This is a genomic window from Methylophaga sp. SB9B, from assembly GCF_004832235.1.
Taxonomy (GTDB): Bacteria; Pseudomonadota; Gammaproteobacteria; order Nitrosococcales; family Methylophagaceae; genus Methylophaga; species Methylophaga muralis.
The window spans coordinates 113,147-137,516 of record NZ_SSXS01000005.1; the positions used below are offsets into that span (position 1 = coordinate 113,147).

The following is a 24,370-nucleotide window of genomic DNA, read 5'->3' on the forward strand; positions in this document are numbered from 1 at the left end:
TATCAGTGGGAAATATATTTGCGGTTACCAATCAGAAAGGTGGTGTCGGTAAAACCACGACCACAGTAAATCTGGCGGCTTCACTTGCTGATTCGGGCAAAAAAGTGCTGATGATTGATTTGGATCCGCAAGGTAATGCGACCACCGGCTGCGGCATTGATAAAGATGCCATTGAAGTCAGCAGTTACGAAGTCATTATGGCGGAAGCCAAAGCCAGCGATGCCATCATTCGTCCCGAAGGTCTTGGCTTTGATGTGATGCCCACCAACACCGATCTTACGGCTGCCGAAGTCCAATTGCTGGACATCAAACTACGTGAACACCGTCTCAGATTAGCGCTGGAATCCAGCAAAGAAAAATACGACTTCATTCTGATCGACTGCCCGCCATCATTGAGCATGTTAACGGTCAACGCTCTGGTGGCCTCTAAAGGTGTATTAATACCTATTCAATGTGAGTATTACGCGTTGGAAGGTTTGACCTCTTTGCTGCGTACTATTGAAAGAGTAAAACAACGTGCCAATCCCGCTTTAGAAGTCACCGGCATGGTGCGAACCATGTTTGATGCGCGTAATAACCTCGCCAATCAGGTTTCACGTCAGTTGATCAGTCATTTTCAAAACAAAGTCTTTCATTCGATAATTCCACGAAATGTTCGCTTAGCGGAAGCGCCCAGCCATGGCCTGCCTGTGTTAAATTATGACAGGACCTCGCGAGCTCAATTGCTTACATGGCACTGGCCAGTGAATTGATGCGTCGTGATAAAAAAGCAACATCAGCAAGCTAACAGACAGGTATTCCTAGCATGGTAAGTAAAAAAAGAGGATTAGGCAGAGGACTTGATGCACTGTTAGGTGACGTCAATCAGGACGAAAACAGCCTGAACGATAGCTTGCAGCATTTCCCTCTGGACATGATCCAGCCCGGTAAATATCAGCCGCGGATGGATATGTCGCAGGAGTCCCTTGAAGAACTTGCCGACTCCATTCGGTCTCAGGGTCTGGTTCAACCTATTGTGGTTCGACCGATTGAAGGCGGACACTACGAAATTATTGCTGGAGAACGTCGCTGGCGGGCATCCAAGCTGGCTGGTTTAGAAAGTGTTCCGGTTTTAATCAAAGATGTTTCGGATCGCAATGCTATTGCGATGGCATTGATTGAGAATATTCAACGCGAAAATCTGAACCCTATGGAAGAGGCGAATGCCTTGTTCCGGCTGCGTGAAGAATTTGAATTGACTCATCAGCAAACCGCAGAGGCCGTCGGTAAATCTCGTGCCACCATCACCAATCTACTACGTTTGCGAAATCTGAATGATGATGTGAAAAAGTTGCTGGAAAACTGCGATCTGGAAATGGGTCATGCGCGAACTTTATTGGCTTTAGAAGGTGAAAGCCAGTCTGAAGCAGCATTGCAGATTGTTGAAAAAGGTCTGTCGGTTCGTGAAACAGAACAACTCGTTCGTCGTCTATTAAAACCTTCAGCTACAGATAAGCCCGAAGTGCCTCAACCTTCAGTCGAAGAAATCGAGCAAATCGAACAGCGTATTATGGAGAAGCTCGGCAATGGTTTCAGTATTAAACATCGCGCCAATGGTAAAGGTAAGCTGGTTTTTGATTATGCCAATGTTGATGAACTAAAACGGCTGATCAAACAAATTGGCGTTTAAAAGATAAGCTAATTTTTTCAGGTATTTTAATCTCTGAAACGCACAGAATTAGGGAAGCCCTGAGTCACTCTGGTGCAACTTAGTTTCATGATCTGCAATATCTAACAACTCTTGGTAAGGCACTAAGCATCAATTTGTGCTTGAAATCACATTTTTAAAGCCTTTTAATCCGTTCCACTCAATCAATCCGTTCGCTGGACTGACAATTGCATATTCCGACTTAATCAAAAGTTATGGAATCAGCAATGAAATTGTTGAACAGGATATTCAATTCATCAGAGCTCAGTGAAGCCAAGCTAAACAACGTGTTGGTGCCGGAGCTTCCTATCAGCCAGCATTTCTCTGAGGAAGAAAAACGTTTTTATCGTTCGATTCAACTGGTGAGCAGTCAGACAGCCCAACTTTCCAGACAGATTTTTCGCGCGCTGGAAGTTCAGCAAAACTTTTTATCGGAGATCGGTCAACGTACTGAGAAACTGGATACCGAATTAAAACAAGCAAATGATTATCTCAACAGTTCAAATTCCACTGTTGGTGCATTGCAAACGCAGATTGATGTTGAGGTAAATGATGTCAACACCGCAGTCGGCCTGGCAATGCAACAGATCACCGTGACTTTGAATGAAAAATCGCACAACGTTACGGATGTACTTGATGGCATTCTGGAAATTGGCCGTGGAGTTAACATGCTGGCGCTAAATGCTGCCATTGAAGCCGCGCGTGCCGGTGAGCATGGACGGGGCTTTGCAGTTGTTGCAGATGAAGTTCGACGACTGGCAGCGGTCACTATGGAAAGGGCAGAACAAGCCTCCAAACAACTCGACTTTACGCAAGTCAATGCTGAACTGGATAACATCAGCAAGACAAATGCTGAACGACTCAACAATTTTGTAGAGGTTATTCAATCTGCCACAGGTCAGTTAACTGAACTGTTTCACTCAATTAGTGAGCAGTTGACTGCGGTAATGGAAAATACCGCGGTGATCTTTGAAACGCTGGATCTAAGTAATGGCGTCATGCGGCGCATTCATAGTAAAAACACAATCATTAATGAAGTTGTTGAAGACACCTCAAAAGGCTTGGAAAAAATTGATATTCAAGCAGCAGATATTCATTCTGCCGTCAGATCCATGGATTCCACACTGAAAAAGCTCTATCTGGTGCCCGATGCAGCGCACGATCAGCTGGATGATATCTTGCTTCGTGGCAAACTTCGCGTTGCTATTGAGCCAAATTTTGTTGGCCTATCTTTCCGTGAAAAGTTGGGTGAACCACTTAAAGGAATGGATGTTGACTATGCCAAAGCCTTTGCCCGTTTTCTCGGTGTTGAATGTGAATTTATCGAAGCGCCATGGGATATGTGCACTGAATTACTTACGGCGGGTAAACGCTATGGTGAACCGCCGGCAGACATTGTAATCAGTGCGCTACCTCCATCTGCCGAATACGATAATATTGCTTACTCTGAAGCATATACCTATCTGCACTGGGTTTTGGCTCGCCGAAAAGGTGACAACAATATTAATCGGCTTGAAGATTTGGATGGCAAGGTAGTTGGCATCATCAATGATCCTGCGGCATTTCAAGTGCTCGAAGATCGAGGACTTCGTTGGAGTAGTAACGAAAGCAAAGCCGGAGGAAGAATTAAGCTGGATAATCTGATTGCCTATTCCGATCAATCACGAATTCATAATTGTCTTGCCGATGGGGTAGTGGATGCCTTTGGCGTCGATTTACCGATTTATTACTGGGCCTGTGAAAATCCTGGCAGTCCCTGGCATGGCAAAATTGAAATTGTTCCAGGTAATATTGCTCAGCAGCCTTACTACTACACCATGGCGGTCAATGCATGGGGGTCAAGTTATCGACTACTGGCAAAAGCCAATGAGTTTATTGCCTGGTTCAAGCAGCAGCCCGAACGCAAACAGATCGAGCAAAGATGGCAGGGAGCTGCGGTCACTGGCAATATCAGCTACCGTGACGAACCAGGAAATTTGATGGGCGAAGCTGAACTTAAATCCCTATATGAAGCGCATTGTCTGAAATTTGATTTGCAGCCAAAATCGCTAGAATTACCAGTAAAGTACAAAACGGCATAGTAAATTCTCTAGTCCCTGTTAACTAAAGAACAGAGACTAGTAATAGCTTGGTCGGGAAAATATCACAGACAATTTCTCTCAAAACCAGAATCCAAAAATGGAATCTTTCACAAATAAAAAATTGCGGGTGAGTTAATTCATAAATCTGCAATTTTCTTCTGCCTAGAATAAATTAACCGAGATAGTCGTTGACCATGCAAAGCATAGGTCTATATAATTCCCTGATTTGCTTAAGGCAAAACTAAGATCCAGCGGATAAAAATGGAGCAGTTAACCAGAGTTGAGCCCATAAATCGTTTGCTAAAAACTCAGTTTATAGCATTGATTATCATAGTGGCTTGTGTCTCCTGGTTACAAGGCAAGGATGTCGCCATAGCCCTAAGCTTTGGCGGAATGATCAGTTTGGCCAACACATTGCTGCTTCGGTGGCATTTACTGAAAACAGTCAAGAAGGCTGGTGCAAACCCAGAGCTTAACCTTGGGGGAGCATTCAGGTGTATTGCAGAGCGATGGTTTCTCACCATAGCTATGTTTGCAGTGGGATTTGCGGTGCTAGAACTTAGCCCATTACCTTTACTGCTCGGCTTCGCGGCAATGCAAATAATTTTATTTATTGGACATATGAGACAGGCTTGAGATAAATCATGGCAGAAGAGCTAACAGTATCATCACATATCAAGCACCATCTACAGAATCTGGCCTTTGGTCGGAAACATGAAGAGATTGAACCAGGTGTTTGGGTGCCAACTGGCGATTGGGGTTTTGCCTTATCATCTGGTGAAGCATCACAGATGGGGTTCTGGTCGATTCACGTAGACACCATGTTTATGTCCATCATGCTTGGCGTGCTGATGATGTGGTTCTTCCGCAGCGTTGCCAAAAAAGTTTCTGCCGGCGTTCCAACCCCGATGCAAAACTTCGCCGAATTAATTATTGAATTTATTGACACCACCGTTCGTGGATCATTCTCAGGTGGCAAAACCACCTTTGTCGCCCCACTCGCTTTGACCATTTTTGTCTGGGTCTTCTTAATGAATCTGATGGACCTTGTGCCGGTCGATGTTTTCCCTCAAATCGCTGCACACACTGGTTCTTTCCTCTTCGGCGTCGATCCTCACGACGTATATTTCAAAATCGTACCAACAACTGACATCAATGCACCGCTAGGTATGGCGTTGACCGTGTTGTTACTGATCATCTTCTTTAGTATCAAGATTAAAGGCTTAGGTGGATTCTTTGGAGAGCTTGCTTTCCAGCCATTTGGCAAGAAAATGCTGCCGTTCAACTTTGTGCTGGAAGTCGTAACACTGCTGGCAAAACCCTTCTCATTAGCAATGCGTTTATTCGGTAACCTTTACGCCGGTGAAATGATCTTCATCCTGATCGCCACTATGTATAGTGCCGGTCTGGTTATTGGCTCACTGGGCGCGCTGTTACAAGTTGGCTGGGCAATTTTCCATATCCTGATTATTACTTTGCAAGCATTCATCTTTATGGTGCTGACGGTTGTATATCTGGATATGGCACATCAGGAACATCACTAATTTTTTGAGTGGTTTTTAGTTTTACTTTTTATTTATCAAAGAAGTTTTAGGAGAAAGAAATGGAACTAGGTTTAATCTTAATTGCAGGTGCTTTAATGGCTGGTCTGGGCGCACTGGGTGCCGCTTTAGGTATCGGTTTGCTGGGTGGACGTTTTCTTGAAGCCGCTGCACGTCAACCAGAATTAGTACCAGTATTACGTACGCAATTCTTCTTGGTTGCAGGTCTGCTTGACGCGGTGCCAATGATTTCTGTTGGTTTGGCAATGTACGTGTTGTTCGCAGTAGCGGTTTAATAGTTTAAACATTAACTACTACAAACCATTGCGATAACAAAGAGGTACAGGCATGAATATCAATGCAACCTTGATAGGTCAAGCAATTGCGTTCCTGTTTTTTGTTGGCTTTTGCATGAAATATGTATGGCCACCGATTATGCAGGCGCTTGATGAGCGTAAAAAGAAAATTGCTGATGGCCTGGCTGCTGCAGAACGTGGCAGACATGAACAGGAACTGGCAGAGAAGCGTGCTCAACAAGTGATTCACGAAGCCAAAGATCAGGCAAGCGAAATCGTTTCCCAGGCACAACGTCGTGGAAATGAAATTGTCGACGAAGCTAAAGGTACTGCACGTATTGAAGGTGAGCGAATTGTGTCATCTGCTCGTGCGGAAATTGAGCAAGAAGCTAATCGTGCTCGTGATGAACTGAGAGTTCAAGTCGGTGCAGTTGCACTGGCCGGTGCTGGCAAAATCCTTAGTCGTGAGATTGATGATAAAGCCCACAGTGATCTGCTCGATGAGTTAGTCAGCCAAATCTAGAGGAATCATAGGATGGCAGAATCAATAACCATCGCTCGCCCCTACGCATCAGCCGTATTTGCGATAGCACAAGAAAAAGGTGACATGCAGACATGGTCTGAGCTGCTCGCAGTTTTGGCTCAATGTGCTGAAAGCAGTGAAATTCAGGCAATTCTGGATAACCCTGCCGTCAGTGATCAGCAAGCAGTTGATTTCCTGGCTGGTATTACAGGTGAGTTGAATGCGGATGCTCGTGGCTTTCTGCTGTTATTGGCAGAAAACAATCGACTGATGCTGTTGCCTGAAATTGCTGAGCTATATGAACAGTTACGCGCCGATGCGGAACAAAAACTGTTTGCAGATGTGATCACTGCGCGTCCATTGACCGATGAGCAAAAAAGCAAGATTGCTGCAGCACTGAAAAAACGTTTAGGCAAAGAAATTACGCTCAGCGAGAGTGTGGATGAAAGTCTGCTGGGCGGCGCAATCATTCGGGCAGGCGATCTGGTAATCGATGGATCTGCCTTAGGTAAATTGAACAGACTGGCCAGCGCGATAAGCTAAGCGGCCCGTAAAGAGGAAACAGAGATGCAACTGAATTCAGCAGAAATCAGTGACCTGATTAAAAAGCGAATTGAAAGCTTTGACGGGGCTACTGAAGCACGAACAGAAGGCACCGTAGTCGGTGTAACCGATGGTATCGTGCGTATTCATGGTCTTGCCGATGTCATGTCCGGGGAAATGCTTGAGTTTCCAGGCAACACTTTCGGTATGGCCCTTAACTTGGAACGTGACTCAGTCGGTGCCGTTGTTTTAGGTGCTTACCAACACATTTCGGAAGGCGACAAAGTCAAATGTACTGGTCGTATTCTGGAAGTACCAGTAGGTGAAGGCCTGTTGGGACGTGTTGTTGACTCATTGGGTAAACCAATTGACGGTAAAGGCGATATCCAGGCCAGCGGTACTTCTCCAATTGAGAAAGTCGCACCCGGCGTTATCGCGCGTAAATCAGTCGACCAACCACTGCAAACTGGTCTGAAATCTATCGATGCGATGATTCCAGTAGGTCGTGGTCAGCGTGAGTTGATTATCGGTGACCGTCAAACAGGTAAAACCGCTATCGCAGTTGATGCCATCATCAATCAAAAAGGTACAGGCGTTAAATGTATCTATGTTGCAATTGGTCAAAAAGCTTCTTCTATCGCGAACGTTGTTCGTAAACTTGAAGAACACGATGCGTTGGGTCACACCATCATCGTTGCTGCCTCTGCTTCTGATTCAGCTGCATTGCAATTTATTGCTCCTTACGCGGGTTGCTCAATGGGCGAATACTTCCGTGATAAAGGTGAAGATGCACTGATTATCTATGATGACTTAACCAAACAAGCCTGGGCTTACCGCCAAGTGTCATTGTTGTTACGTCGTCCACCAGGTCGTGAAGCTTATCCTGGTGACGTTTTCTATCTTCACTCACGCTTGCTGGAACGTGCAGCTCGTGTAAACGAAGATTACGTAGAAAAATTCACCAACGGTGAAGTGAAAGGCAAAACGGGTTCTTTAACTGCGTTGCCAATCATCGAAACCCAAGCTGGTGACGTATCTGCATTCGTACCAACTAACGTAATTTCGATTACAGACGGTCAGATCTTCTTGGAAACTGACTTGTTTAACGCTGGTATCCGTCCTGCGATTAACGCCGGTCTGTCGGTATCACGTGTTGGTGGTGCTGCTCAAACTAAAATCATCAAGAAACTTGGTGGTGGTGTACGTCTTGATTTGGCTCAGTACCGTGAATTGGCAGCATTTGCTCAGTTTGCTTCTGACCTTGATGAAGCGACTCGTGCACAAATCAGCCGTGGTCAACGTGTCACAGAATTGATGAAGCAAAAGCAATATCAGCCATTATCAATTGCTGAAATGGCGATCTCATTGTTCTCAGCCAACGAAGGCTTCCTGGATGATGTTGACGTTAGCAAAGTCGGTTCATTTGAAGCGTCACTGTTGTCAACCATGCGTTCACAGCATGCTGACCTGATGAACACTATCAACACCACTGGTAATTTTGATGACAATATCGCTGGCCAAATGCGCAGCGCGATTGAAAAATTCAAAGCCAACGGCAGCTGGTAAGCGAGGCATAATTCATGGCTAGCGGTAAAGAGATACGCACACAGATAGCAAGCATTAAAAGCACGCAGAAGATCACCTCTGCGATGGAAATGGTGGCTGCCAGTAAAATGCGTAAAGCTCAAGAACGCATGGCGGCAACGCGTCCATATGCTGACAAGATCTTAAATGTCATCCAGCATTTGGCGCATGCCAACCCGGAATACAAACATGTGTATTTGCAGGACCGTCAGGAAACGCAACGCGTTGGTTACATAATCGTTTCTTCTGACCGTGGTTTGTGTGGTGGATTGAACAACAATTTGTTCAAAGAAGTACTGCATGAAATCAAAACAAAATCAGATGCCGGGCTGCAAGTAGATATTTGTGCAATTGGACAAAAAGCTTCTGCGTTTTTTAGCCGCTTGCCAGTAAATATGGTTGCACAAGTCACGCAATTGGGTGACGCACCTCGTGTACATGAGTTGATTGGTTCGATTAAGGTGATGTTGGATGCCTTTGAGTCTGGTCATATCGATAGTCTGTACCTTGTATATAACCAGTTTGTGAACACTATGACGCAGGAAGACAAATTTATTCGTTTGTTGCCTGTAAGCTCAGTTGAGCCAAGTCAGGATTTGCTTGCTCATTGGGATTACATTTATGAGCCGGATGCGAAAGAAGTTTTGGATGATTTGCTGGTCCGCTACATCGAATCAGTGGTTTATCAAGGTGTTGTTGAAAACATTGCATCTGAGCAAGCATCACGCATGATTGCGATGAAAAATGCGTCTGACAATGCCGGCGATCTTATTGATGACCTGCAACTGGTTTACAACAAAGCTCGCCAGGCTGCGATTACACAGGAAATCTCTGAGATTGTTGCGGGTGCGCTGCGGTCTAACTGAATTAAAAGGGCTGAGCAGCCCGAACTTATTTGAAAGAGGAAGCAAGATGAGCTCTGGAAAGATTGTACAAATTATCGGTGCGGTCGTTGACGTGGAATTTCCCCGCGACAGTCTGCCAAAAGTCTACGATGCCTTGATGGTTGAAGAAGTCGGTTTAACACTTGAAGTTCAGCAGCAGCTGGGTGATGGTGTTGTTCGCACAATCGCCATGGGTACCACAGATGGTCTGAAACGCAGCCTGGCAGTGAGCAACACTGGCAAAGCGATTAGCGTTCCAGTCGGTCAGAAAACTCTGGGTCGTATCATGGACGTATTGGGTAACCCAATCGACGAGAAAGGCGACATCGGTGAAGAAGAGCGTTGGGGTATCCACCGTAAAGCACCAGCATTTGATGAACTGTCTGCCAGTAACGAATTACTGGAAACTGGTATCAAAGTTATCGACTTGGTTTGCCCGTTCGCTAAGGGTGGTAAAGTCGGTCTGTTCGGTGGTGCCGGTGTAGGTAAAACCGTCAACATGATGGAGCTTATCCGTAACATCGCTATCGAGCACAGTGGTTTCTCGGTATTTGCTGGTGTAGGTGAGCGTACTCGTGAAGGTAACGACTTCTACCACGAAATGACAGACTCAAACGTAATCGATAAAGTATCGTTGGTTTACGGTCAGATGAATGAGCCACCAGGTAACCGTCTGCGTGTAGCGTTGACAGGTTTGACCATGGCGGAATTTTTCCGTGATGAAGGTCGTGACGTATTGTTCTTCGTTGATAACATTTACCGTTACACATTGGCCGGTACCGAAGTATCAGCCCTGTTAGGCCGTATGCCTTCAGCGGTAGGTTACCAGCCAACACTGGCCGAAGAAATGGGTGTACTGCAAGAACGTATTACCTCAACCAAAACCGGTTCTATCACATCTATCCAAGCGGTATACGTACCTGCGGATGACTTGACTGACCCATCTCCTGCAACCACCTTCGCTCACTTAGACGCGACTGTTGTATTGTCACGTTCAATTGCTGAATTGGGTATTTACCCTGCGATTGACCCGTTAGATTCAACATCACGTCAGTTGGATCCGTTGGTTGTTGGTAACGATCATTATGATATTGCTCGCGGTGTTCAAAACACGCTGCAACGTTATAAAGAACTGAAAGATATTATTGCGATCCTGGGTATGGATGAATTGTCTGAAGAAGACAAACTGTCTGTATCACGCGCTCGTAAAATTCAGCGTTTCATGTCACAGCCATTCTTCGTTGCTGAAGTATTCACCGGTGCACCTGGTAAATACGTTTCACTGAAAGATACTCTGGCTGGTTTCCGTGGCATTCTGGATGGCGAATATGATTCACTGCCAGAACAAGCGTTCTACATGGTTGGCACCATTGACGAAGCGATTGAAAAAGCCAAAAAGTACTAATCTCTTGGGAGGTAGCTGATGGCTATGACAATTCATGTTGACATCGTAAGTGCTGAAGAATCCATTTATTCTGGATTAGCAGAAGTGGTAATTGCCTCGGCACAAGAGGGTGAGGTGGGTATTTACCCACGTCACGCTCCGTTACTAACGCGTTTAAAAGCGGGTGAAGTACGTTTGCTGAAAGATGGTAAGGAAGAGCAGTTTTATATCTCTGGTGGCATTTTAGAAGTTCAGCCACAAATCGTTACTATTTTGGCCGATACTGCTTTACGCGCAGCCGATGTAGATGAAGCGGCGGCGTTAGAAGCAAAAGCCAGTGCAGAAAAGGCCTTGGCAGATAAATCCACAAAAATGGAATATGCTGAAGCCCAGGCACAATTGGCAGAAGCAATGGCACAGCTACGCGCCATTGAAAGAGCACGTAAAACACGTAAGCATTAATCACGAAAGTGATGACCCAGAAAAGGCTGTCTTCGGACGGCCTTTTTTGTTTGCAGGTCTTTGCTAAACTACAGAGCTGATACAAGGAATCTTTTATGTCTCTGGCTATTATTATTCTCGCTGCCGGTAAAGGCACCCGCATGAAATCCGCCAAGCCCAAGGTAATGCATACCCTGGGTGGCAAACCCCTGTTACAGCATGTTATTGATACCGCTAAACAGCTTTCTCCAAGCAAGTTAGCCGTGGTCTGTGGTAATGGCGCAGACGAAGTCGTGCCGTACCTGCAAAATCAGCAAATCGATGTTGTGATGCAGCATGAACAGAAAGGCACTGGTCACGCTGTAGAGCAGGCCAAAGCCAGTTTTGTTAACAGTGAACAGGTGTTGGTGTTATACGGTGATGTACCGTTAATCACAGCGGATACGCTGCAGGATTTGATTGAATCAGGCGACAACAACAGCCTGAAAGTACTGACAGCAATATTGGACGATCCCACTGGTTATGGCCGTATTGTTCGCGATTATGAAGACAATATGTTGTGCATCACCGAAGAAAAAGATGCCGACGAAGAAATCAAACTCATCAATGAAATCAATACCGGCATTATGTGTATTCCAGCCAAGTGGCTGACCGAAGCCTTATCACAGCTAGATAACAATAATGCCCAAGGCGAGTATTACCTGACTGATCTGATTGCCAAAGCGGTTGCTCAAGGTATCGAAATTAACTCTGTCACCTGTGAAGATGAAATGGAAGTGGCCGGTATCAATAATCGCGTGCAGCTGGCCGAGGTAGAAAGTTATTATCAGCAACTCAAAGCAACTGACTTAATGATGTCAGGTGTCACATTCCGAGATCCGGCACGAGTGGATATACGCGGTGATATCAAAGCAGGGCAGGATATCACTATCGATATCAACGTCATTTTTGAAGGCATCAACAGCATAGCCGATAACGTCAGCATCGGTGCCAACTGCATCATCATCAATAGCGTCATCCATGAAGGGGCGGAAATACTGCCCAACAGCATTATTGAAAATGCCGAAGTGGGTACTAACTGTTCAGTAGGGCCTTTTGCCAGACTACGTCCAGGCAGCAAGCTTGCTGCCAAAGCCAGAGTCGGTAACTTCGTTGAAATCAAAAATGCCAACATCGGCCTGGGTTCCAAGATCAACCATCTTAGCTATATCGGCGATACCGATATGGGGGCTGATGTAAATATAGGTGCAGGCACTATTACCTGTAACTATGATGGGGCGAATAAACATCGTACGGTGATTGGCGATCGGGTGTTTGTTGGTTCAGATACGCAGTTGGTTGCACCTGTTACTGTTGAGGATGGGGCGACGATTGGGGCGGGATCTACTATTCGGAAGACTGCACCTGCTAATGCGTTGACGTTGACTAAGTCGGAGCAGAAGACGGTTAAGGGGTGGGTTAGGCCGGTTAAGAAATAATAGACGTAGATAAGATATGAATGAAGCTCGTTATTTAGCCTTGATAGGTTGCGTTAATAGAACGATATTGGATGTGCAATTAACTGGCGATTTCAAGATTGAAAAGTGGCCGGTTGAGAAATTCATTGAGCTTTATTGTGATTTAACAACATTACCTGAAGTTGAAGCTTGGATAAGGTTAGATAATGAGTGGGGCTATGGGATAGATGGTAGGTCAATTTATCAATTAGAAAATGTATATGTAATAAGCAAGTGTTTACCTGAATATCCAATGCCCCATTTCAGTAAAAAAATGGGTGAAAATTTTTTAACAAATTTTCAAGAAACTGATCATATCCAGTCGAAAGTTATGCTTGAAGTAAAGGATATGTTAACAAAATTAAGACTTTTCGATGATGGATCAATAGCAATATGCTATGAAGCATTTTATGGCTATGAAGATTCGCATTATGAAATGTATTGTGCAAAAGAAGAAAATTTGTTTTGTGAAAAACAAGTTTATAAAGTTAAGAAAAAGAATATTCATATAATTAATGAAATTCTTCAATCAGGTCCAATATTTACTAAACATAAATATATTAACTTTGCATTAGATAACTTTTCTGAGTCGTATAGAGTGGCACACCCGTATCTGGGGTTTATATCTCTAATGATGGCAATGGAGGCAATATTTAATGATGGTAAGAATGAGTTAAGAAATAAAGTATCTTGAGGGGGAGCCGTTTTACTTGGCAAGAACATAAATTCATCAAGAAGGATATTCTCCGATTTGAAGAAGTTATATGACATTAGGTCTTCACTAGTTCATACAGGTGATATATCAAAAATTGGAAATGAAGAATTATTACTTTTAAGATCTTATGTGCGTCAGAGTTTATTAAGAGTCATGGAATTAAATTTGTCAAAGCAGTCCCTTTCAATTCAGTTATCTGAAAATGGTTTTGGGTCATACAAAAGATTAGCGTGGTAGGTTGGGTTGAGGAACGAAACCCAACAATCGGGACCATCTCTTAATTCTATCGCTGCCGCTGGGCGTTCATTTATTTTGCTTGCCCAAAATAAACGAACCAAACAAAAGGCAGCCCATGCTTGCCCTGCGGGTTCCCTGTGCTTCTCAATCAGTTTGGAACATGACGAAAACTCGCTGCGCTCAAACACTCGTCATGTTTGATCCAAACTGATCTGCGATGCTCGGCTTCGCATAAGGGCGTTATCAGCACTTTTCGTAGGTTGGTGCTGAGCTTGCGAAGCCCAACGTTTGGAATTTCACACAAAAGATTGTTGGGCTTCATTTCATTCAGCCCAACCTGCATCCATTCCCTAACCCCCCCTTTTGTGTTGACGAGTAGCGGCTTTTTGTCAGGATTAGAGACTTACCTGTTTGAGCGCAGCGAGTTTGGTGAGTCTCCCTGACAAAAAACGCAACGCAGTGAAGCCGAAGGCCAACACAAGGGGTGCCTTTTCTTTTGGTTCGTTTTCTTTGGGCAAACAAAGAAAATGAACTCGCCCAATAGGGCGAAACCTTTAAGACATAACTTCTTGAGTTGTAGAGTTTCATTACATTCAACCCAACCTAAATTTTTAACCCAAATTCACAATTATCTTTTCAGGAAAATTCCTATATAAAATCGGATTAATACTGAGCAACTGTCTTTATCACAAAGCCTAATATTGGACGATTTCCAGAACAATGGATTTATCTCCATTTCGACTTTTAAAAGGACATTATTGTGAGAATTCTATTAATCATTTCAATGTTATTTAGTTTTACGGCAACGGCATTTGCAGAAGACCTGATTGAGCGGATGACGGCGGAGAAAATGCAGTCATTTCGTGCTGATGAGGTAAATTGGCAGCCGGAGGCGATTCTGCCAAAAGGAGCTGAAAGCGTTATTTTGCTCGGCGATCCGACCAAAGCGGGTGTGTTTATCGCCTGGTTGAAATTCCCACCAAATTATCCAATTCCAGCCCATACGCATCCATACACCGAAGTTATTACCGTGTTGAAAGGCCAATTAGGTAATGGCATGGGCGAGACGTTTGATAAGGAAAATGGTGAGGTGTTGAATGTAGGTGACAGCTTTGTGTTGCCAGCAGGGCATGCTCATTATGTATGGACTTCGGAAGAGGAAACCATTGTGGAATTGATCGCTACAGGACCGTGGGATATTACCTACATTAATCCAGAGGATGATCCTAGAAACTAAACTTACAGCTATCCCCGATCTATGGTTTTACGGTAGGTTGGGTTGAACCTGCGAAACCCAGCATCATAATTATGATTGTTGGGTTTCATGGCATTCAGCTCAACCTACCATTCGGTCATTAATGAAATTTTTAGGCTTCAGCCAGTGTCATGGCTTGCTGGTAATTTCTTAAACCCATTTTATCAATCAAGCCCAGCTGTTGTTCCAACCAGTGGGTGTGATCTAACTCAGTATCTTCCAATTGTTTCAACAACATCTGGCGGGTTTCGTAATCGCCTTCTGCTTCACACAGGGCAATACCTTCTCTCAAGGCTTCAACCACAGCGTATTCCAGATTCAGGTCGTTTTGCAGCATTTCCGGTACGGTGTGCCCAACATGTAATGGTTCGCGATGTGTCAGATCTGGCATGCCTTCGAGAAATAAAATGCGTTTGATCATGAGATCAGCATGGTGGGTTTCATCCTGCATTTCATGCGAAATGCGGTTATATAGCCTTGTCAGGCCCCAATCTTCGTACATTCTGGAATGGATAAAATATTGATCCATTGCGGTCAGTTCACCGGCAAGTAGTTTATTGAGTAAATCAATGACTTTTTGGCTACCTTTCATAAGCGTTTCCTTTTGTTGCTCGTGTTTAGGTCAGAGCGTGTTTTAATGGCAACAAGCTTGCATCATCTGCCTGTGGTCTTGTCACGGTTTGCATTAATTTTTATATCAGTGCCGATTTGTGTAGGTTGGGTTGAGCTTACGAAACCCAACATCTCAAATTGATGCGTTTTATTTGGTTTCATTGCATTCAACTCAACCTACGATCCTCAATTAATTATCCCCAGATAAACACGATAAATTGACAGGCTTGTTACACTTCTTTACATTACGCAAATCTAAATCACTATCATTTAGCTTTAACTTAAATAATCTGGGAATTGTAATGTATCCACCTGTTCATAAAATCCGGCTGTTTTGTGCTCCGGCCATATTGGCTATGTTTGTATTTACACCTTATGCAATCGCTGAGGAGACCGAAGAAAAGTCTTTGGATTTGCCAACCGTTGAAGTTACTTCTACTACGAATGATGCGTTAGGTTATATCGAGCTGGAAAAAGAGCCGAATGTAGGCAAATTGAATGTGCCAATAATGGACCAACCATTCTCAATGTCCATCATCGATGATGATTTCATGAAAGATACTGGTGCAAAAAATATCCAGGATGCTCTGCAATATACTTCAGGTGTTTACTCTGGTGCATTTGGAGCAGATACCCGAATTGACAGTGCCAAGGTACGTGGTATTTCTCCTGGACTTTACCTGGATGGTTTAAGACAGGTTTATGGTTCTTATAACAGTGTTCGAACCAATGTTTATGCGTTGGAAAGCATAGAGGTGCTCAAAGGCCCCTCATCCATGCTATATGGACAAGGAGATCTTGGCGGCGTGATTAACTCTGTATCAAAATTACCAAAGGCTAAGCAGCAAGGTGAGATATGGGGACAATATGGTTCATATAACCGTAAGCAGATTGCATTTGATGTTACAGGACCCGCGACAGATGATGGCAAACTGCTCTATAGAGTTGTTGGTTTGCAACGTGATGCTGATACTCAGGTAGATCATGTCAAAGATGATGGATATGTAATCGCCCCTTCACTTACTTGGCAACCAACTGAAGATACAACGTTTTCATTCTTGTTAAACCGTCAGGAAAATAGGGCCAGGTTTCTGCTCAATTTTTGCCACAATCCGGAACCCTAGATCGTGGGCCTTTAGGATATGTTGGTTCTGAAACCTTTGTGGGTGAGCCCGATTGGGATCGATATGATGGAGAGAAAACGGAATTTACCTTCTTTTTCGATCATAAATTCAATGATAATTGGTCATTTTCCACTACTGCTCGATATACAGAATCGAGTACTAAAACCAGAGAACATTGGGCTCGGGTGGGGGCAGTTGTTTCGCCCGAAGGTAATATTGCACGAACTATTCATACGGCCGATCGGCAGACTCGAATATTTAATCTTGATACGCGTCTTTCTGGGGTATTTGATCTTGGTATAACTCGCCATAACGTCATTATCGGCTGGGATAGACAAGAAGCATTGTGGGAGGAAGAAAATTATATCTCTAATTCGACTGGTGGCGGAATAATCAATTTATACGATCCGCAATACGGAAACTTAAATACTGCAGCATTAGCTAATCCGGTGGATCGCGATGATAATGAAATACAACAGGTGGGTTTCTATCTGGCAGATCATATTGAAATTGGAAAAGTAGTTTTATCTGCCGGTTTACGACGTGATTTCGCCAAAAACCGCAAACTTGCTGTAACTGGACCCAATACCACCAGCGATGAACAGGAAACCACCGGACGTATTGGTCTGATGTACAGGTTTGATAATGGACTATCGCCATATATTAGTTATTCTGAAGCATTTAGTATGAATCTTGGCACCGACGGTACTTCAGCAGCCAATACCTTAAAGCCAACAACGGGTGAACAGGAAGAAATTGGTATTAAATACCTCTCTCCCGATAAATCATTGGCAGTGACATTAGCCTATTTCGATATTACCGAAACCAATCGCATCGTTCAGGGACAAACCCCCGGTGGTGTTGAACAGGTGGGCTCCGTGATTGATGGCTGGGAATTGCAAGTCAATAAACGCTGGCAGAGCTTTGAAACTCAATTTGCTTATACTGATTTAAATGCCAAAAATGATAGTACTGGTGACCGCCTGTCCTCTTTGGCTGAGAAAACAGGTTCTTGGTGGAATAAGCTCTACTTGGGTAATCATTGGCGTGTCGGTGCTGGAGTCCGATATATTGGTGATGTCGTAGGTGGTAGTGGCGCTCCTGAGATTCCATCCGAAATGCTATATGACGCCATGATTGGCTATGCGATAGGAGATTGGGACTTTACAGTAGATGCAAAAAACCTGACCGATGAAGAATTTATTTCCTGGTGTCGTTATGAGGGAGGAGATTGTGGTTATGGCGAACGCCGATCTGTTGCTGCCAATGTGCGTTATAGCTTCTAACTCAATAAGAAAGCCCCGAAAGGGGCTTTTTTATGTTGAGCAGAAAATGGCTTCTTTGTTGGGAGAGACTGCTGCTTATCGATAATAACGGTGGTTCCGATGTCCGTAATCACGATGGTGGCCTCGAGATTCATATCGATAATGGTCACGGTGTTTTCCATGTCCACGATAGGATTTTGGATGATGATGTTTGTGCTTTGAATAATATTTTTTTGGTTGATGATAATGGTGTCGGTTATAACTATAAACCGGTGCATGGTGATGCACGATATAACCATGGTGACGATGATCTATATAGCCGATGGGATAACCTAAACCAATATTAATTCTTACATCAGCCCTTGCCTGATTAATTGAGAAACCAACGATAAATAATGAAAACATGAGCAATAAAATTGTTTTTGTCATTTTTGAATTTTGCATTGTCATTACCTCTTTTTATAAGGCCTGTCACTGGAAATCAGACTAGGCCTTTTTTCTGTAAGTTTGGTTCAAGCTGTGTAAATCTTTGTAAGTCTTGAGAAATTAACAAGATCTTAAAACTTTTATGAATATCAATTCGCGAGGCTTAACAGATATACAAATTAATAAATGAGAATCATTCATCAAACTGTCATAGAAGATAATTAAATTGCTTGAGTGAATTTCTATAAGAGTGATCACTCATGTCTACCATTACCCAGCAAAACCCTTCATTAAACGCACAGGCATCACAATCGAATTGGCAGGCATGGTTGATGGTTGCAGCATTAATTTATCTATTGCTAGCCTCTGTCGGGGCCATTGGCAGTGGATTTAAAATGGCCACAGCCAGTAATGCCAAAGAATTATTCTCTTTTGCATCAAACCCGGTAATTGCTTTAATTATCGGTATCGTTGCTACAGCATTGATTCAAAGCTCAAGTACCGTGACATCGATTATTGTTGGTATGGTGGCTGGTGGCTTACCCTTAAGCATTGCTATCCCGATGGTGATGGGCGCGAATATCGGTACCTCATTAACCAGTACATTGGTCAGTTTGGGACATGTTCGTAACGGTGAAGAATTCCGCCGTGCCTTTGCTGCTGCCACAGTCCACGATAGCTTCAACATCCTTGCAGTGGCAATATTGCTTCCCCTCGAGCTTTTGTTTAAACCCTTGCAGAATACCGCTGAGTTTATGTCCGGATTTTTCATCTCAGATGCCAGCGTCAGCATGAGTAATATGAATTTCATGAAGACTCTGCTGGCACCTGCCGATGATGCATTGAAGTTTATAACAGGCTGGCTACCAGAAGTTTGGGCGGGCATTGCGTTGATTGTGATTGGTATAGCATTAATTCTGTTTGTAGTTTCAGCGATTGGTAAACTGCTGCGTAAGGTGATGGTCGGCAAAGCAAAAGACATTTTGCATAAGGCAGTGGGTCGTGGTCCGATTGCCGGCATGACTTCCGGTTCAATTATTACTGTTTTGGTCCAATCCTCTTCTACAACAACTGCCTTAATCGTTCCTCTGGCGGGTACCGGTGTGTTTTCGATTAAACAGATTTATCCGTTCACCTTAGGTGCAAATGTCGGTACTACCATCACGGCATTACTTGCTGCTACAGCAATATCGGGTCCAACGGCTGAACTCGCTTTACAGATAGCGCTGGTCCATCTGTTTTTTAATGTGATGGCGATATTGTTGATATATGTGCTGCCGGTATTTCGCCAATTGCCCATCAAGATGGCTGAGACACTGGCTATTTATGCCCAGAAAAACAAACTGTATGTTGTTGCCTATATAGGTGGCGTATTTTTTGTGATTCCATTGTTGATCATTGGCCTGAGTCAGATCTTCTAATTATTACAAATTATTTTGAGGTTTAAGCCATGTCCAATTTGACACCACAGGAAAGACAAGTACGTATTCGTGAACTCAAGCATGCGATTGAAGAGCTTGAAGCAGGCATGCCAAGTGAAATGGATGAACAGCAGCACGAAAAGATTGATGAGCTGGAACAATATTTTGATGCTGTTGAAACCAAATTCACCAGTTTGAAAATTTTCTGGGAAGATTTGAAGCAATCCTTGAAAGATTCCAAGCAAGACTAACTCGACGAGCCGGAGTAAATCTCAGTGAAACAACAATATGTGAGCGTGATTGCTGGTCTTGTTTTGGTTATGTTGGCTGGGTGTTCACAGCGAGATGATCTATCAGAAACCAGCATTACAGAAAATACCATTGTTATTAATGGTTCTAGTACGGTTTTCCCGATCTCTACTGAAGCTGCAAAACGTTTTATACGTCAGCAACCGGAAACCGAAATTTCGGTGAAGTTTTCAGGAACAAATGCTGGTTTTCGTTTGTTTTGTGAAGGGAAAAGCGATGTCAGTAATGCTTCCAGGCCTATCAATGCCGAAGAAGTTGCTTTATGTGCAAAAAATCAGATTGATTATGTCGAGCTCCCATTGGCTCAGGATGCCTTAGCGGTTGTTGTGCACTCGGCTAATGATTGGGTTGATTCTCTGACCATGAGTGAATTAAAGACCATCTGGTCGAAACAAAGTGATGGCGAAATCTTAAACTGGAATCAGGTTAGATCGGAGTGGCCAGATAAACTGTTGTCGTTGTATGGCAGAGGTCAGGATTCAGGTACCTTTGATTACTTCACCACTCATGTGACCGGGGTTACTCGGGAAAGTCGTTCTGATTATGTTGCCAGCGAAGATGAAGAATATTTAGCAGCACAGATAGCCAAAGATAAAAATGCATTGGGATTTTTTGGTATCGGCGGCTATCACCGTCATTGGGATACTTTAAAGCTGGTGCCGATTGATAATGGAAATGGTCCTGTTTATCCTTCGATTGAAACAGTTGCGAATGGTCAATACACACCGTTTTCAAGACCACTGTTTTTATATGTTAATAAACAGTCTTTAGAGGATAAAGCTAATCTTAAGGTGTTTTTAACACACTATTTTTCCAACATTGTGACGTGGCTACATTTCACCGGCTACATGCCGTTAACCCAAGAGCAATATGCTGAGAATATCCAACAATTGCTTAAATAATTAATTAGAACTTCTAGCTCAGATAAGCGGCTAACACAATCCAGGCCATATCTTTTGCTTTGTTTGCTGCAGTTAAATCTCCTTGTACGTGGGCCATTACGATGGCCCTTCTTTTAATAGACTGATGGAATCAGTGACATGATGAGTCGCTGGTTCAAGTATTCCTAAAGCCCGGATCTGTCTTTCAATTAAGCTATTAATTTTCTTTTTATGATGCTGGCATTGTTGATATATCGGCTGTTGTGGATCATTAAATTCCGCACAGGTGTTAATAAAAAAGCAGCCATGGAAATCTGATAGTAAATCCACACGATTATTGATCCAATCATCCACTGCATCAAACAATTCATTGAGTCCGTCGTAGCCCGGTTTTACCAGTTCCAGGCGTGATGCTAACCAGCTGTAAAATTTCTCATCACGATATTCCACCACTGCCGCAATCAATTCCTCTTTGCTGGCAAAGTGATGATAAAGCGTTTTTTTGGCAACTCCCGCTGTTTGCAGAATCTGATTGATACCCACAGCATGAATGCCATTTCGATAAAACAATTCAAAAGCGCTATGAATTAATTGCTGACGTTTATCCATGGTGGTTTCTCATAAAATTTCATGTCAGTTTGACAGAGGTATACCGATCTGTCTATTCTTCTGGTAGACAAATCTGTATACCTTGTTGGTGGAGAAGAAAATCATGTTACAAACCGAACAAAAACAACCATTTCCGCCGTTTACAATTGAGACAGCAAAACAGAAAGTCCGCATGGCCGAAGATGGCTGGAATAGTCGCGATCCGGAAAAAGTCTCCTTAGCGTATGCCACTGACAGTGAATGGCGTAATCGATCAGAGTTTCCGGTTGGTCGAGAGCAAATAAAGACGTTTTTGCAGAAAAAATGGCAAAGCGAATTGGAATATCGATTGGTAAAAGAGCTCTGGGCATTCACTGATAATCGCATTGCAGTGCGCTTTGCCTATGAATGGCATAACGAGAAAGGCCAATGGTTTCGATCATATGGCAATGAAAACTGGGAGTTTGATGACAACGGTTTAATGACAAAACGTTATGCCAGTATTAATGATTTGGCGATTGAAGAAAGTGAACGGAAATTAACCTGGCCTTTAGGTAGACGACCAGATGATTATCCTGGTCTGAGCGAGTTGGGTTTATAGGCCGATATAGATGTTACAGGGCGCGGAGTTGAAACTCCGCGCCAGTTGATTTATCGCAGTAACAAGAACATCGCCTGATTTTCCCGAACGATATTTAATAATAGTTCAGGTTGATTAGTGACCATTTGTTTGAACTGTTCCAGATTATTAACCGGCTGGCGGTTTACTGAGGTCACGATGTCATAGCTACGTAAACCGGCATTCCACGATGGGCTGCCACGTTGAACGGAGTAAAGCATAATACCTTCAACTTTGCCGTAAGCCGGTGAGCTTGGTTCAATATCACCAAACGTAGCTCCAGCTAGTTTGGGGTGCACTTCACCCGTTTGAGTTGCTGCGCTACGTTGAGCTTCTGTTACTTCAGCAGTTAAGGTTTGCGCTTTACCATCACGAATGATTTCCAACTGGATAGTTTGCCCAACCATTAACAGTCCAATGGTATTACGTAGATTATCGGCATTAACCAGCGAAACGCCGTCAACAGCTGTCACTACATCACCCACTTTTAATCCGGCTTTTTCAGCAGCAGAGCCCGGGATCACATTGGTTACAACCGCACCACCACGATTTTTTTCAATACCAAAGGCTTGGGCAAGTTCGGGTGTAATATCCTGCATTTGCACACCTAAATAAGCGCGGCGTACTTCCCCATGTTCCAGTAGTTGATCGGTGATTTGTTTGACCAAATTGCTAGGAATAGCAAAACCAATTCCGATATTACCGGTTTGACCCGGTGAGAAAATGGCGGTGTTAATACCGACCAGTTCGCCGCGTAAATTCACCAATGCACCACCCGAATTACCTGGGTTGATTGATGCATCAGTTTGAATAAAGTTTTCATAGCCTTCGAGACCTAAACCACTACGACCCAACGCACTGACAATTCCCGAAGTCACAGTTTGTCCGAGTCCAAAGGGATTACCAATTGCTACAACGAAGTCCCCTACACGCAGGCTATCTGAATCCGCCAAGGGCAGAGCAGTAAGGTTTTCAGGAGGAATACGAATTACAGCAACATCAGTGGCTGGATCGCTACCAACCACTTCAGCCTGGAAACTACGGCCATCATGCAGTGAAACAGTAATTTCATCAGCACGTTGAATCACGTGATTGTTGGTTAATACCAAACCTTCTTTGGCATTTACGATAACGCCACTTCCCAGGCTTTGCGCCTGACGGGTACGAGGCTGTTGTTGTTCAGGTAGGTTAAAAAAACGCCGGAAAAAAGGATCGTTTAATAACGGGTTATCCTGAATTCTCACTTCGCTTCGTGTTGCAATATTAACAACAGCTGGTTTGGATTGATCCAGCATTGGTGCAACGTTGGCATTTGGTTGTCATCGCCGAGCCATGGGAAAGGCAGTGCAGCAACAGCAACCTGTGTTAAAAGTGTAATACCAGCTAACCAGACAACAGCAGATTTTAGCTTGTTCATCATCTTGTTTTCCTCAAATGCTTCAAATGTTCTCACGAGGGTTAAAGGGTAATTTTTCAGCCATTTCTTGGTAAAACTTTTTAGCTTCAGCAGTGGTTGCCGGAGGCGTTATGATTTGTAAAACGACAAACTGATCTCCAGCGGTTTTGCCGGGCAGGCCTCGTCCTTTCAAACGCATTTTTTGACCACTTCTAGCACCTGCCGGGATATTCAGACTAATTTTTCCGGCTAAAGTTGGCGCAGTTATTTTGGCACCTAAAGCGGCTTCCCAAGGGGCAATAGGCAGGTCCAGATAAACATCCCTACCTTCGAGACGATAAAGCGAATGCGGGGCAATCTGAATTTCCAGATATAAATCTCCGGGTTTGCCGCTCATTCCGGCTTTACCTTGTCCGGTTAAGCGAATTTTTTTACCAGGTTCAATACCGGCAGGAATCTTCACATTAACGGTACCAGACTGAGAGGCTCCCGCAGGTCGACGAATGGACTTGTTAGCACCATTAAACGCATCTTCTAATGAAATAGTGATTTTGGCGTTAACATCTTCACCTCTTGCAAAGAAATTATCACTCCGGCCGCCACCCATTCCGCCCATGCCACCGAACATGTTTTCAAAAAAGCTGCTGAAGTTACCTTGTCCAAACCCGCCAACGTTTTCTTCCCAGCCTGGTGGAGGAGAAAACGATTGGCCATGGCGGAACTGACCACCAAATTGATCGTATTGAGCACGCTTTTCTTTATCTCGCAGCACCTCATAGGCTTCACCGACTTCTTTGAACTTCTCTTCGGCATTTTCTTCTTTACTGACATCGGGATGAAACTTACGCGCCAGGGTGCGATAGGCTTTTTTAATTTCCTCTGGTGTCGCGGTGCGGCTTACGCCGAGGATCTTGTAATAGTCTTTATATTCCATGGGCTCATTCGGATTTAAAATTGATCTGGGTCAATAGATGGGGATGATAGGACGTTTTTCAACGTTATTTAAGGATTTTTCTGATGTGTTGCAAAAACACAACATGAGAGAATGCGTCATCTTTTTAC

At 43.8% G+C, this 24,370-nt stretch carries 25 protein-coding genes and 1 pseudogene; 22 read left to right on the top strand and 4 right to left on the bottom strand.

What is annotated here, in order from left to right; genetic code table 11:
• Positions 1–5: 5 nt before the first annotated feature.
• The 15 genes and pseudogenes from E8Q33_RS07115 to E8Q33_RS07185 all read left to right on the top strand — a co-directional run bounded on the left by E8Q33_RS07115 (position 6) and on the right by E8Q33_RS07185 (position 14,649).
• Positions 6–787: pseudogene (locus E8Q33_RS07115) on the top strand (ParA family protein).
• Positions 788–805: 18 nt separating this feature from the next.
• Positions 806–1,669: a ParB/RepB/Spo0J family partition protein gene (locus tag E8Q33_RS07120; protein ID WP_136553834.1), complete on the top strand. Its 864-nt coding sequence runs from the start codon at positions 806–808 to the stop codon at positions 1,667–1,669.
• A 245-nt stretch (positions 1,670–1,914) separates the two neighbouring features.
• Entirely contained in the window at positions 1,915–3,768 is a 1,854-nt protein-coding gene (locus tag E8Q33_RS16540) for a methyl-accepting chemotaxis protein (RefSeq protein ID WP_136553836.1), read from the top strand.
• 261 nt (positions 3,769–4,029) lie between these two features.
• Positions 4,030–4,404, top strand: coding sequence for an ATP synthase subunit I (locus tag E8Q33_RS07130; protein WP_136553838.1), 375 nt, complete (start codon positions 4,030–4,032; stop codon positions 4,402–4,404).
• An 8-nt stretch (positions 4,405–4,412) separates the two neighbouring features.
• Complete coding sequence (gene atpB / locus E8Q33_RS07135) at positions 4,413–5,312, top strand: F0F1 ATP synthase subunit A (RefSeq protein ID WP_069294819.1); 900 nt, start codon at positions 4,413–4,415, stop codon at positions 5,310–5,312.
• Between the two features lie 59 nt (positions 5,313–5,371).
• Positions 5,372–5,605 carry a F0F1 ATP synthase subunit C gene (gene atpE / locus E8Q33_RS07140; RefSeq protein ID WP_069294818.1) on the top strand — a complete coding sequence of 78 codons (234 nt, stop codon included), beginning with the start codon at positions 5,372–5,374 and terminating at the stop codon, positions 5,603–5,605.
• A 52-nt stretch (positions 5,606–5,657) separates the two neighbouring features.
• Complete coding sequence (locus tag E8Q33_RS07145) at positions 5,658–6,128, top strand: F0F1 ATP synthase subunit B (protein ID WP_069294817.1); 471 nt, start codon at positions 5,658–5,660, stop codon at positions 6,126–6,128.
• 12 nt (positions 6,129–6,140) lie between these two features.
• Positions 6,141–6,671 (top strand): F0F1 ATP synthase subunit delta, encoded by a 531-nt coding sequence (locus E8Q33_RS07150; protein ID WP_136553840.1) that lies wholly within the window; start codon positions 6,141–6,143, stop codon positions 6,669–6,671.
• 24 nt (positions 6,672–6,695) lie between these two features.
• Positions 6,696–8,237, top strand: coding sequence for a F0F1 ATP synthase subunit alpha (gene atpA, locus E8Q33_RS07155; protein WP_069294815.1), 1,542 nt, complete (start codon positions 6,696–6,698; stop codon positions 8,235–8,237).
• A 14-nt stretch (positions 8,238–8,251) separates the two neighbouring features.
• Complete coding sequence (gene atpG, locus E8Q33_RS07160; protein ID WP_136553842.1) at positions 8,252–9,121, top strand: F0F1 ATP synthase subunit gamma; 870 nt, start codon at positions 8,252–8,254, stop codon at positions 9,119–9,121.
• Positions 9,122–9,167: 46 nt separating this feature from the next.
• On the top strand, positions 9,168–10,544 hold the full coding sequence (atpD, locus tag E8Q33_RS07165; RefSeq protein WP_069294813.1) for a F0F1 ATP synthase subunit beta: 1,377 nt from the start codon (positions 9,168–9,170) through the stop codon (positions 10,542–10,544).
• A gap of 18 nt (positions 10,545–10,562) precedes the next feature.
• Entirely contained in the window at positions 10,563–10,985 is a 423-nt protein-coding gene (locus E8Q33_RS07170) for a F0F1 ATP synthase subunit epsilon (RefSeq protein WP_069294812.1), read from the top strand.
• A 95-nt stretch (positions 10,986–11,080) separates the two neighbouring features.
• Positions 11,081–12,442 (top strand): bifunctional UDP-N-acetylglucosamine diphosphorylase/glucosamine-1-phosphate N-acetyltransferase GlmU, encoded by a 1,362-nt coding sequence (gene glmU / locus E8Q33_RS07175; protein WP_136553844.1) that lies wholly within the window; start codon positions 11,081–11,083, stop codon positions 12,440–12,442.
• Positions 12,443–12,458: 16 nt separating this feature from the next.
• Entirely contained in the window at positions 12,459–13,154 is a 696-nt protein-coding gene (locus tag E8Q33_RS07180) for a hypothetical protein (protein ID WP_136553846.1), read from the top strand.
• Positions 13,155–14,172: 1,018 nt separating this feature from the next.
• Positions 14,173–14,649 (top strand): cupin domain-containing protein, encoded by a 477-nt coding sequence (locus E8Q33_RS07185; protein WP_069294808.1) that lies wholly within the window; start codon positions 14,173–14,175, stop codon positions 14,647–14,649.
• A gap of 130 nt (positions 14,650–14,779) precedes the next feature.
• On the opposite strand, the gene bfr is transcribed toward E8Q33_RS07185, so the two are convergent.
• Positions 14,780–15,259, bottom strand: a complete 480-nt coding sequence (gene bfr / locus E8Q33_RS07190; protein ID WP_069294807.1) for a bacterioferritin — start codon at positions 15,257–15,259, stop codon at positions 14,780–14,782.
• Positions 15,260–15,497: 238 nt separating this feature from the next.
• Between bfr and E8Q33_RS15605 the strand changes: the two genes are divergently transcribed.
• The 6 genes from E8Q33_RS15605 (at position 15,498) to E8Q33_RS07215 (ending at position 20,726) form a co-directional block, all read left to right on the top strand.
• Complete coding sequence (locus tag E8Q33_RS15605) at positions 15,498–16,403, top strand: TonB-dependent siderophore receptor (RefSeq protein ID WP_211116117.1); 906 nt, start codon at positions 15,498–15,500, stop codon at positions 16,401–16,403.
• On the top strand, positions 16,382–17,689 hold the full coding sequence (locus tag E8Q33_RS15610) for a TonB-dependent siderophore receptor (protein ID WP_211116118.1): 1,308 nt from the start codon (positions 16,382–16,384) through the stop codon (positions 17,687–17,689). The genes E8Q33_RS15605 and E8Q33_RS15610 overlap by 22 nt, the downstream gene beginning before the upstream one ends.
• 32 nt (positions 17,690–17,721) lie before the next feature.
• Entirely contained in the window at positions 17,722–18,015 is a 294-nt protein-coding gene (locus tag E8Q33_RS07200; protein ID WP_069294805.1) for a hypothetical protein, read from the top strand.
• A gap of 339 nt (positions 18,016–18,354) precedes the next feature.
• Positions 18,355–19,515 (top strand): Na/Pi symporter, encoded by a 1,161-nt coding sequence (locus E8Q33_RS07205; RefSeq protein ID WP_069294804.1) that lies wholly within the window; start codon positions 18,355–18,357, stop codon positions 19,513–19,515.
• A 29-nt stretch (positions 19,516–19,544) separates the two neighbouring features.
• On the top strand, positions 19,545–19,766 hold the full coding sequence (locus tag E8Q33_RS07210; RefSeq protein ID WP_069294803.1) for a hypothetical protein: 222 nt from the start codon (positions 19,545–19,547) through the stop codon (positions 19,764–19,766).
• A gap of 24 nt (positions 19,767–19,790) precedes the next feature.
• Positions 19,791–20,726, top strand: coding sequence for a PstS family phosphate ABC transporter substrate-binding protein (locus E8Q33_RS07215; protein ID WP_136553848.1), 936 nt, complete (start codon positions 19,791–19,793; stop codon positions 20,724–20,726).
• A 96-nt stretch (positions 20,727–20,822) separates the two neighbouring features.
• Here E8Q33_RS07215 and E8Q33_RS07220 read toward each other — a convergent pair whose 3' ends face one another.
• Positions 20,823–21,314, bottom strand: coding sequence for a TetR/AcrR family transcriptional regulator (locus tag E8Q33_RS07220; RefSeq protein ID WP_247869965.1), 492 nt, complete (start codon positions 21,312–21,314; stop codon positions 20,823–20,825).
• Between the two features lie 103 nt (positions 21,315–21,417).
• Here E8Q33_RS07220 and E8Q33_RS07225 point away from each other — a divergent pair, with 103 nt between their 5' ends.
• The gene (locus tag E8Q33_RS07225; RefSeq protein WP_136553850.1) at positions 21,418–21,894 is read left to right on the top strand and encodes a nuclear transport factor 2 family protein; all 477 of its coding nucleotides are present in this window, start codon (positions 21,418–21,420) and stop codon (positions 21,892–21,894) included.
• A gap of 50 nt (positions 21,895–21,944) precedes the next feature.
• Here E8Q33_RS07225 and E8Q33_RS07230 read toward each other — a convergent pair whose 3' ends face one another.
• Positions 21,945–23,207 (bottom strand): DegQ family serine endoprotease, encoded by a 1,263-nt coding sequence (locus E8Q33_RS07230; RefSeq protein ID WP_136553852.1) that lies wholly within the window; start codon positions 23,205–23,207, stop codon positions 21,945–21,947.
• 144 nt (positions 23,208–23,351) lie between these two features.
• Positions 23,352–24,242, bottom strand: coding sequence for a DnaJ C-terminal domain-containing protein (locus E8Q33_RS07235; RefSeq protein WP_069294799.1), 891 nt, complete (start codon positions 24,240–24,242; stop codon positions 23,352–23,354).
• Between the last annotated feature and the right edge of the window lie 128 nt (positions 24,243–24,370).

Bases quoted from the DNA above. Each gene is read 5' to 3' on its own strand.
- E8Q33_RS07225 (WP_136553850.1), top strand. From the start codon at position 21,418: ATGTTACAAACCGAACAAAAACAACCATTTCCGCCGTTTACAATTGAG.
- bfr (WP_069294807.1), bottom strand. From the start codon at position 15,259: ATGAAAGGTAGCCAAAAAGTCATTGATTTACTCAATAAACTACTTGCC.
- E8Q33_RS07235 (WP_069294799.1), bottom strand. From the start codon at position 24,242: ATGGAATATAAAGACTATTACAAGATCCTCGGCGTAAGCCGCACCGCG.
- atpE (WP_069294818.1), top strand. From the start codon at position 5,372: ATGGAACTAGGTTTAATCTTAATTGCAGGTGCTTTAATGGCTGGTCTG.
- E8Q33_RS07220 (WP_247869965.1), bottom strand. From the start codon at position 21,314: ATGGATAAACGTCAGCAATTAATTCATAGCGCTTTTGAATTGTTTTAT.
- E8Q33_RS07150 (WP_136553840.1), top strand. From the start codon at position 6,141: ATGGCAGAATCAATAACCATCGCTCGCCCCTACGCATCAGCCGTATTT.
- E8Q33_RS07170 (WP_069294812.1), top strand. From the start codon at position 10,563: ATGGCTATGACAATTCATGTTGACATCGTAAGTGCTGAAGAATCCATT.
- atpG (WP_136553842.1), top strand. From the start codon at position 8,252: ATGGCTAGCGGTAAAGAGATACGCACACAGATAGCAAGCATTAAAAGC.
- atpA (WP_069294815.1), top strand. From the start codon at position 6,696: ATGCAACTGAATTCAGCAGAAATCAGTGACCTGATTAAAAAGCGAATT.
- atpD (WP_069294813.1), top strand. From the start codon at position 9,168: ATGAGCTCTGGAAAGATTGTACAAATTATCGGTGCGGTCGTTGACGTG.
- E8Q33_RS07120 (WP_136553834.1), top strand. From the start codon at position 806: ATGGTAAGTAAAAAAAGAGGATTAGGCAGAGGACTTGATGCACTGTTA.
- E8Q33_RS07210 (WP_069294803.1), top strand. From the start codon at position 19,545: ATGTCCAATTTGACACCACAGGAAAGACAAGTACGTATTCGTGAACTC.
- glmU (WP_136553844.1), top strand. From the start codon at position 11,081: ATGTCTCTGGCTATTATTATTCTCGCTGCCGGTAAAGGCACCCGCATG.
- E8Q33_RS07200 (WP_069294805.1), top strand. From the start codon at position 17,722: ATGTTGAGCAGAAAATGGCTTCTTTGTTGGGAGAGACTGCTGCTTATC.
- E8Q33_RS07230 (WP_136553852.1), bottom strand. From the start codon at position 23,207: ATGCTGGATCAATCCAAACCAGCTGTTGTTAATATTGCAACACGAAGC.
- E8Q33_RS07205 (WP_069294804.1), top strand. From the start codon at position 18,355: ATGTCTACCATTACCCAGCAAAACCCTTCATTAAACGCACAGGCATCA.
- E8Q33_RS07130 (WP_136553838.1), top strand. From the start codon at position 4,030: ATGGAGCAGTTAACCAGAGTTGAGCCCATAAATCGTTTGCTAAAAACT.
- E8Q33_RS07180 (WP_136553846.1), top strand. From the start codon at position 12,459: ATGAATGAAGCTCGTTATTTAGCCTTGATAGGTTGCGTTAATAGAACG.
- E8Q33_RS16540 (WP_136553836.1), top strand. From the start codon at position 1,915: ATGAAATTGTTGAACAGGATATTCAATTCATCAGAGCTCAGTGAAGCC.
- E8Q33_RS07145 (WP_069294817.1), top strand. From the start codon at position 5,658: ATGAATATCAATGCAACCTTGATAGGTCAAGCAATTGCGTTCCTGTTT.
- atpB (WP_069294819.1), top strand. From the start codon at position 4,413: ATGGCAGAAGAGCTAACAGTATCATCACATATCAAGCACCATCTACAG.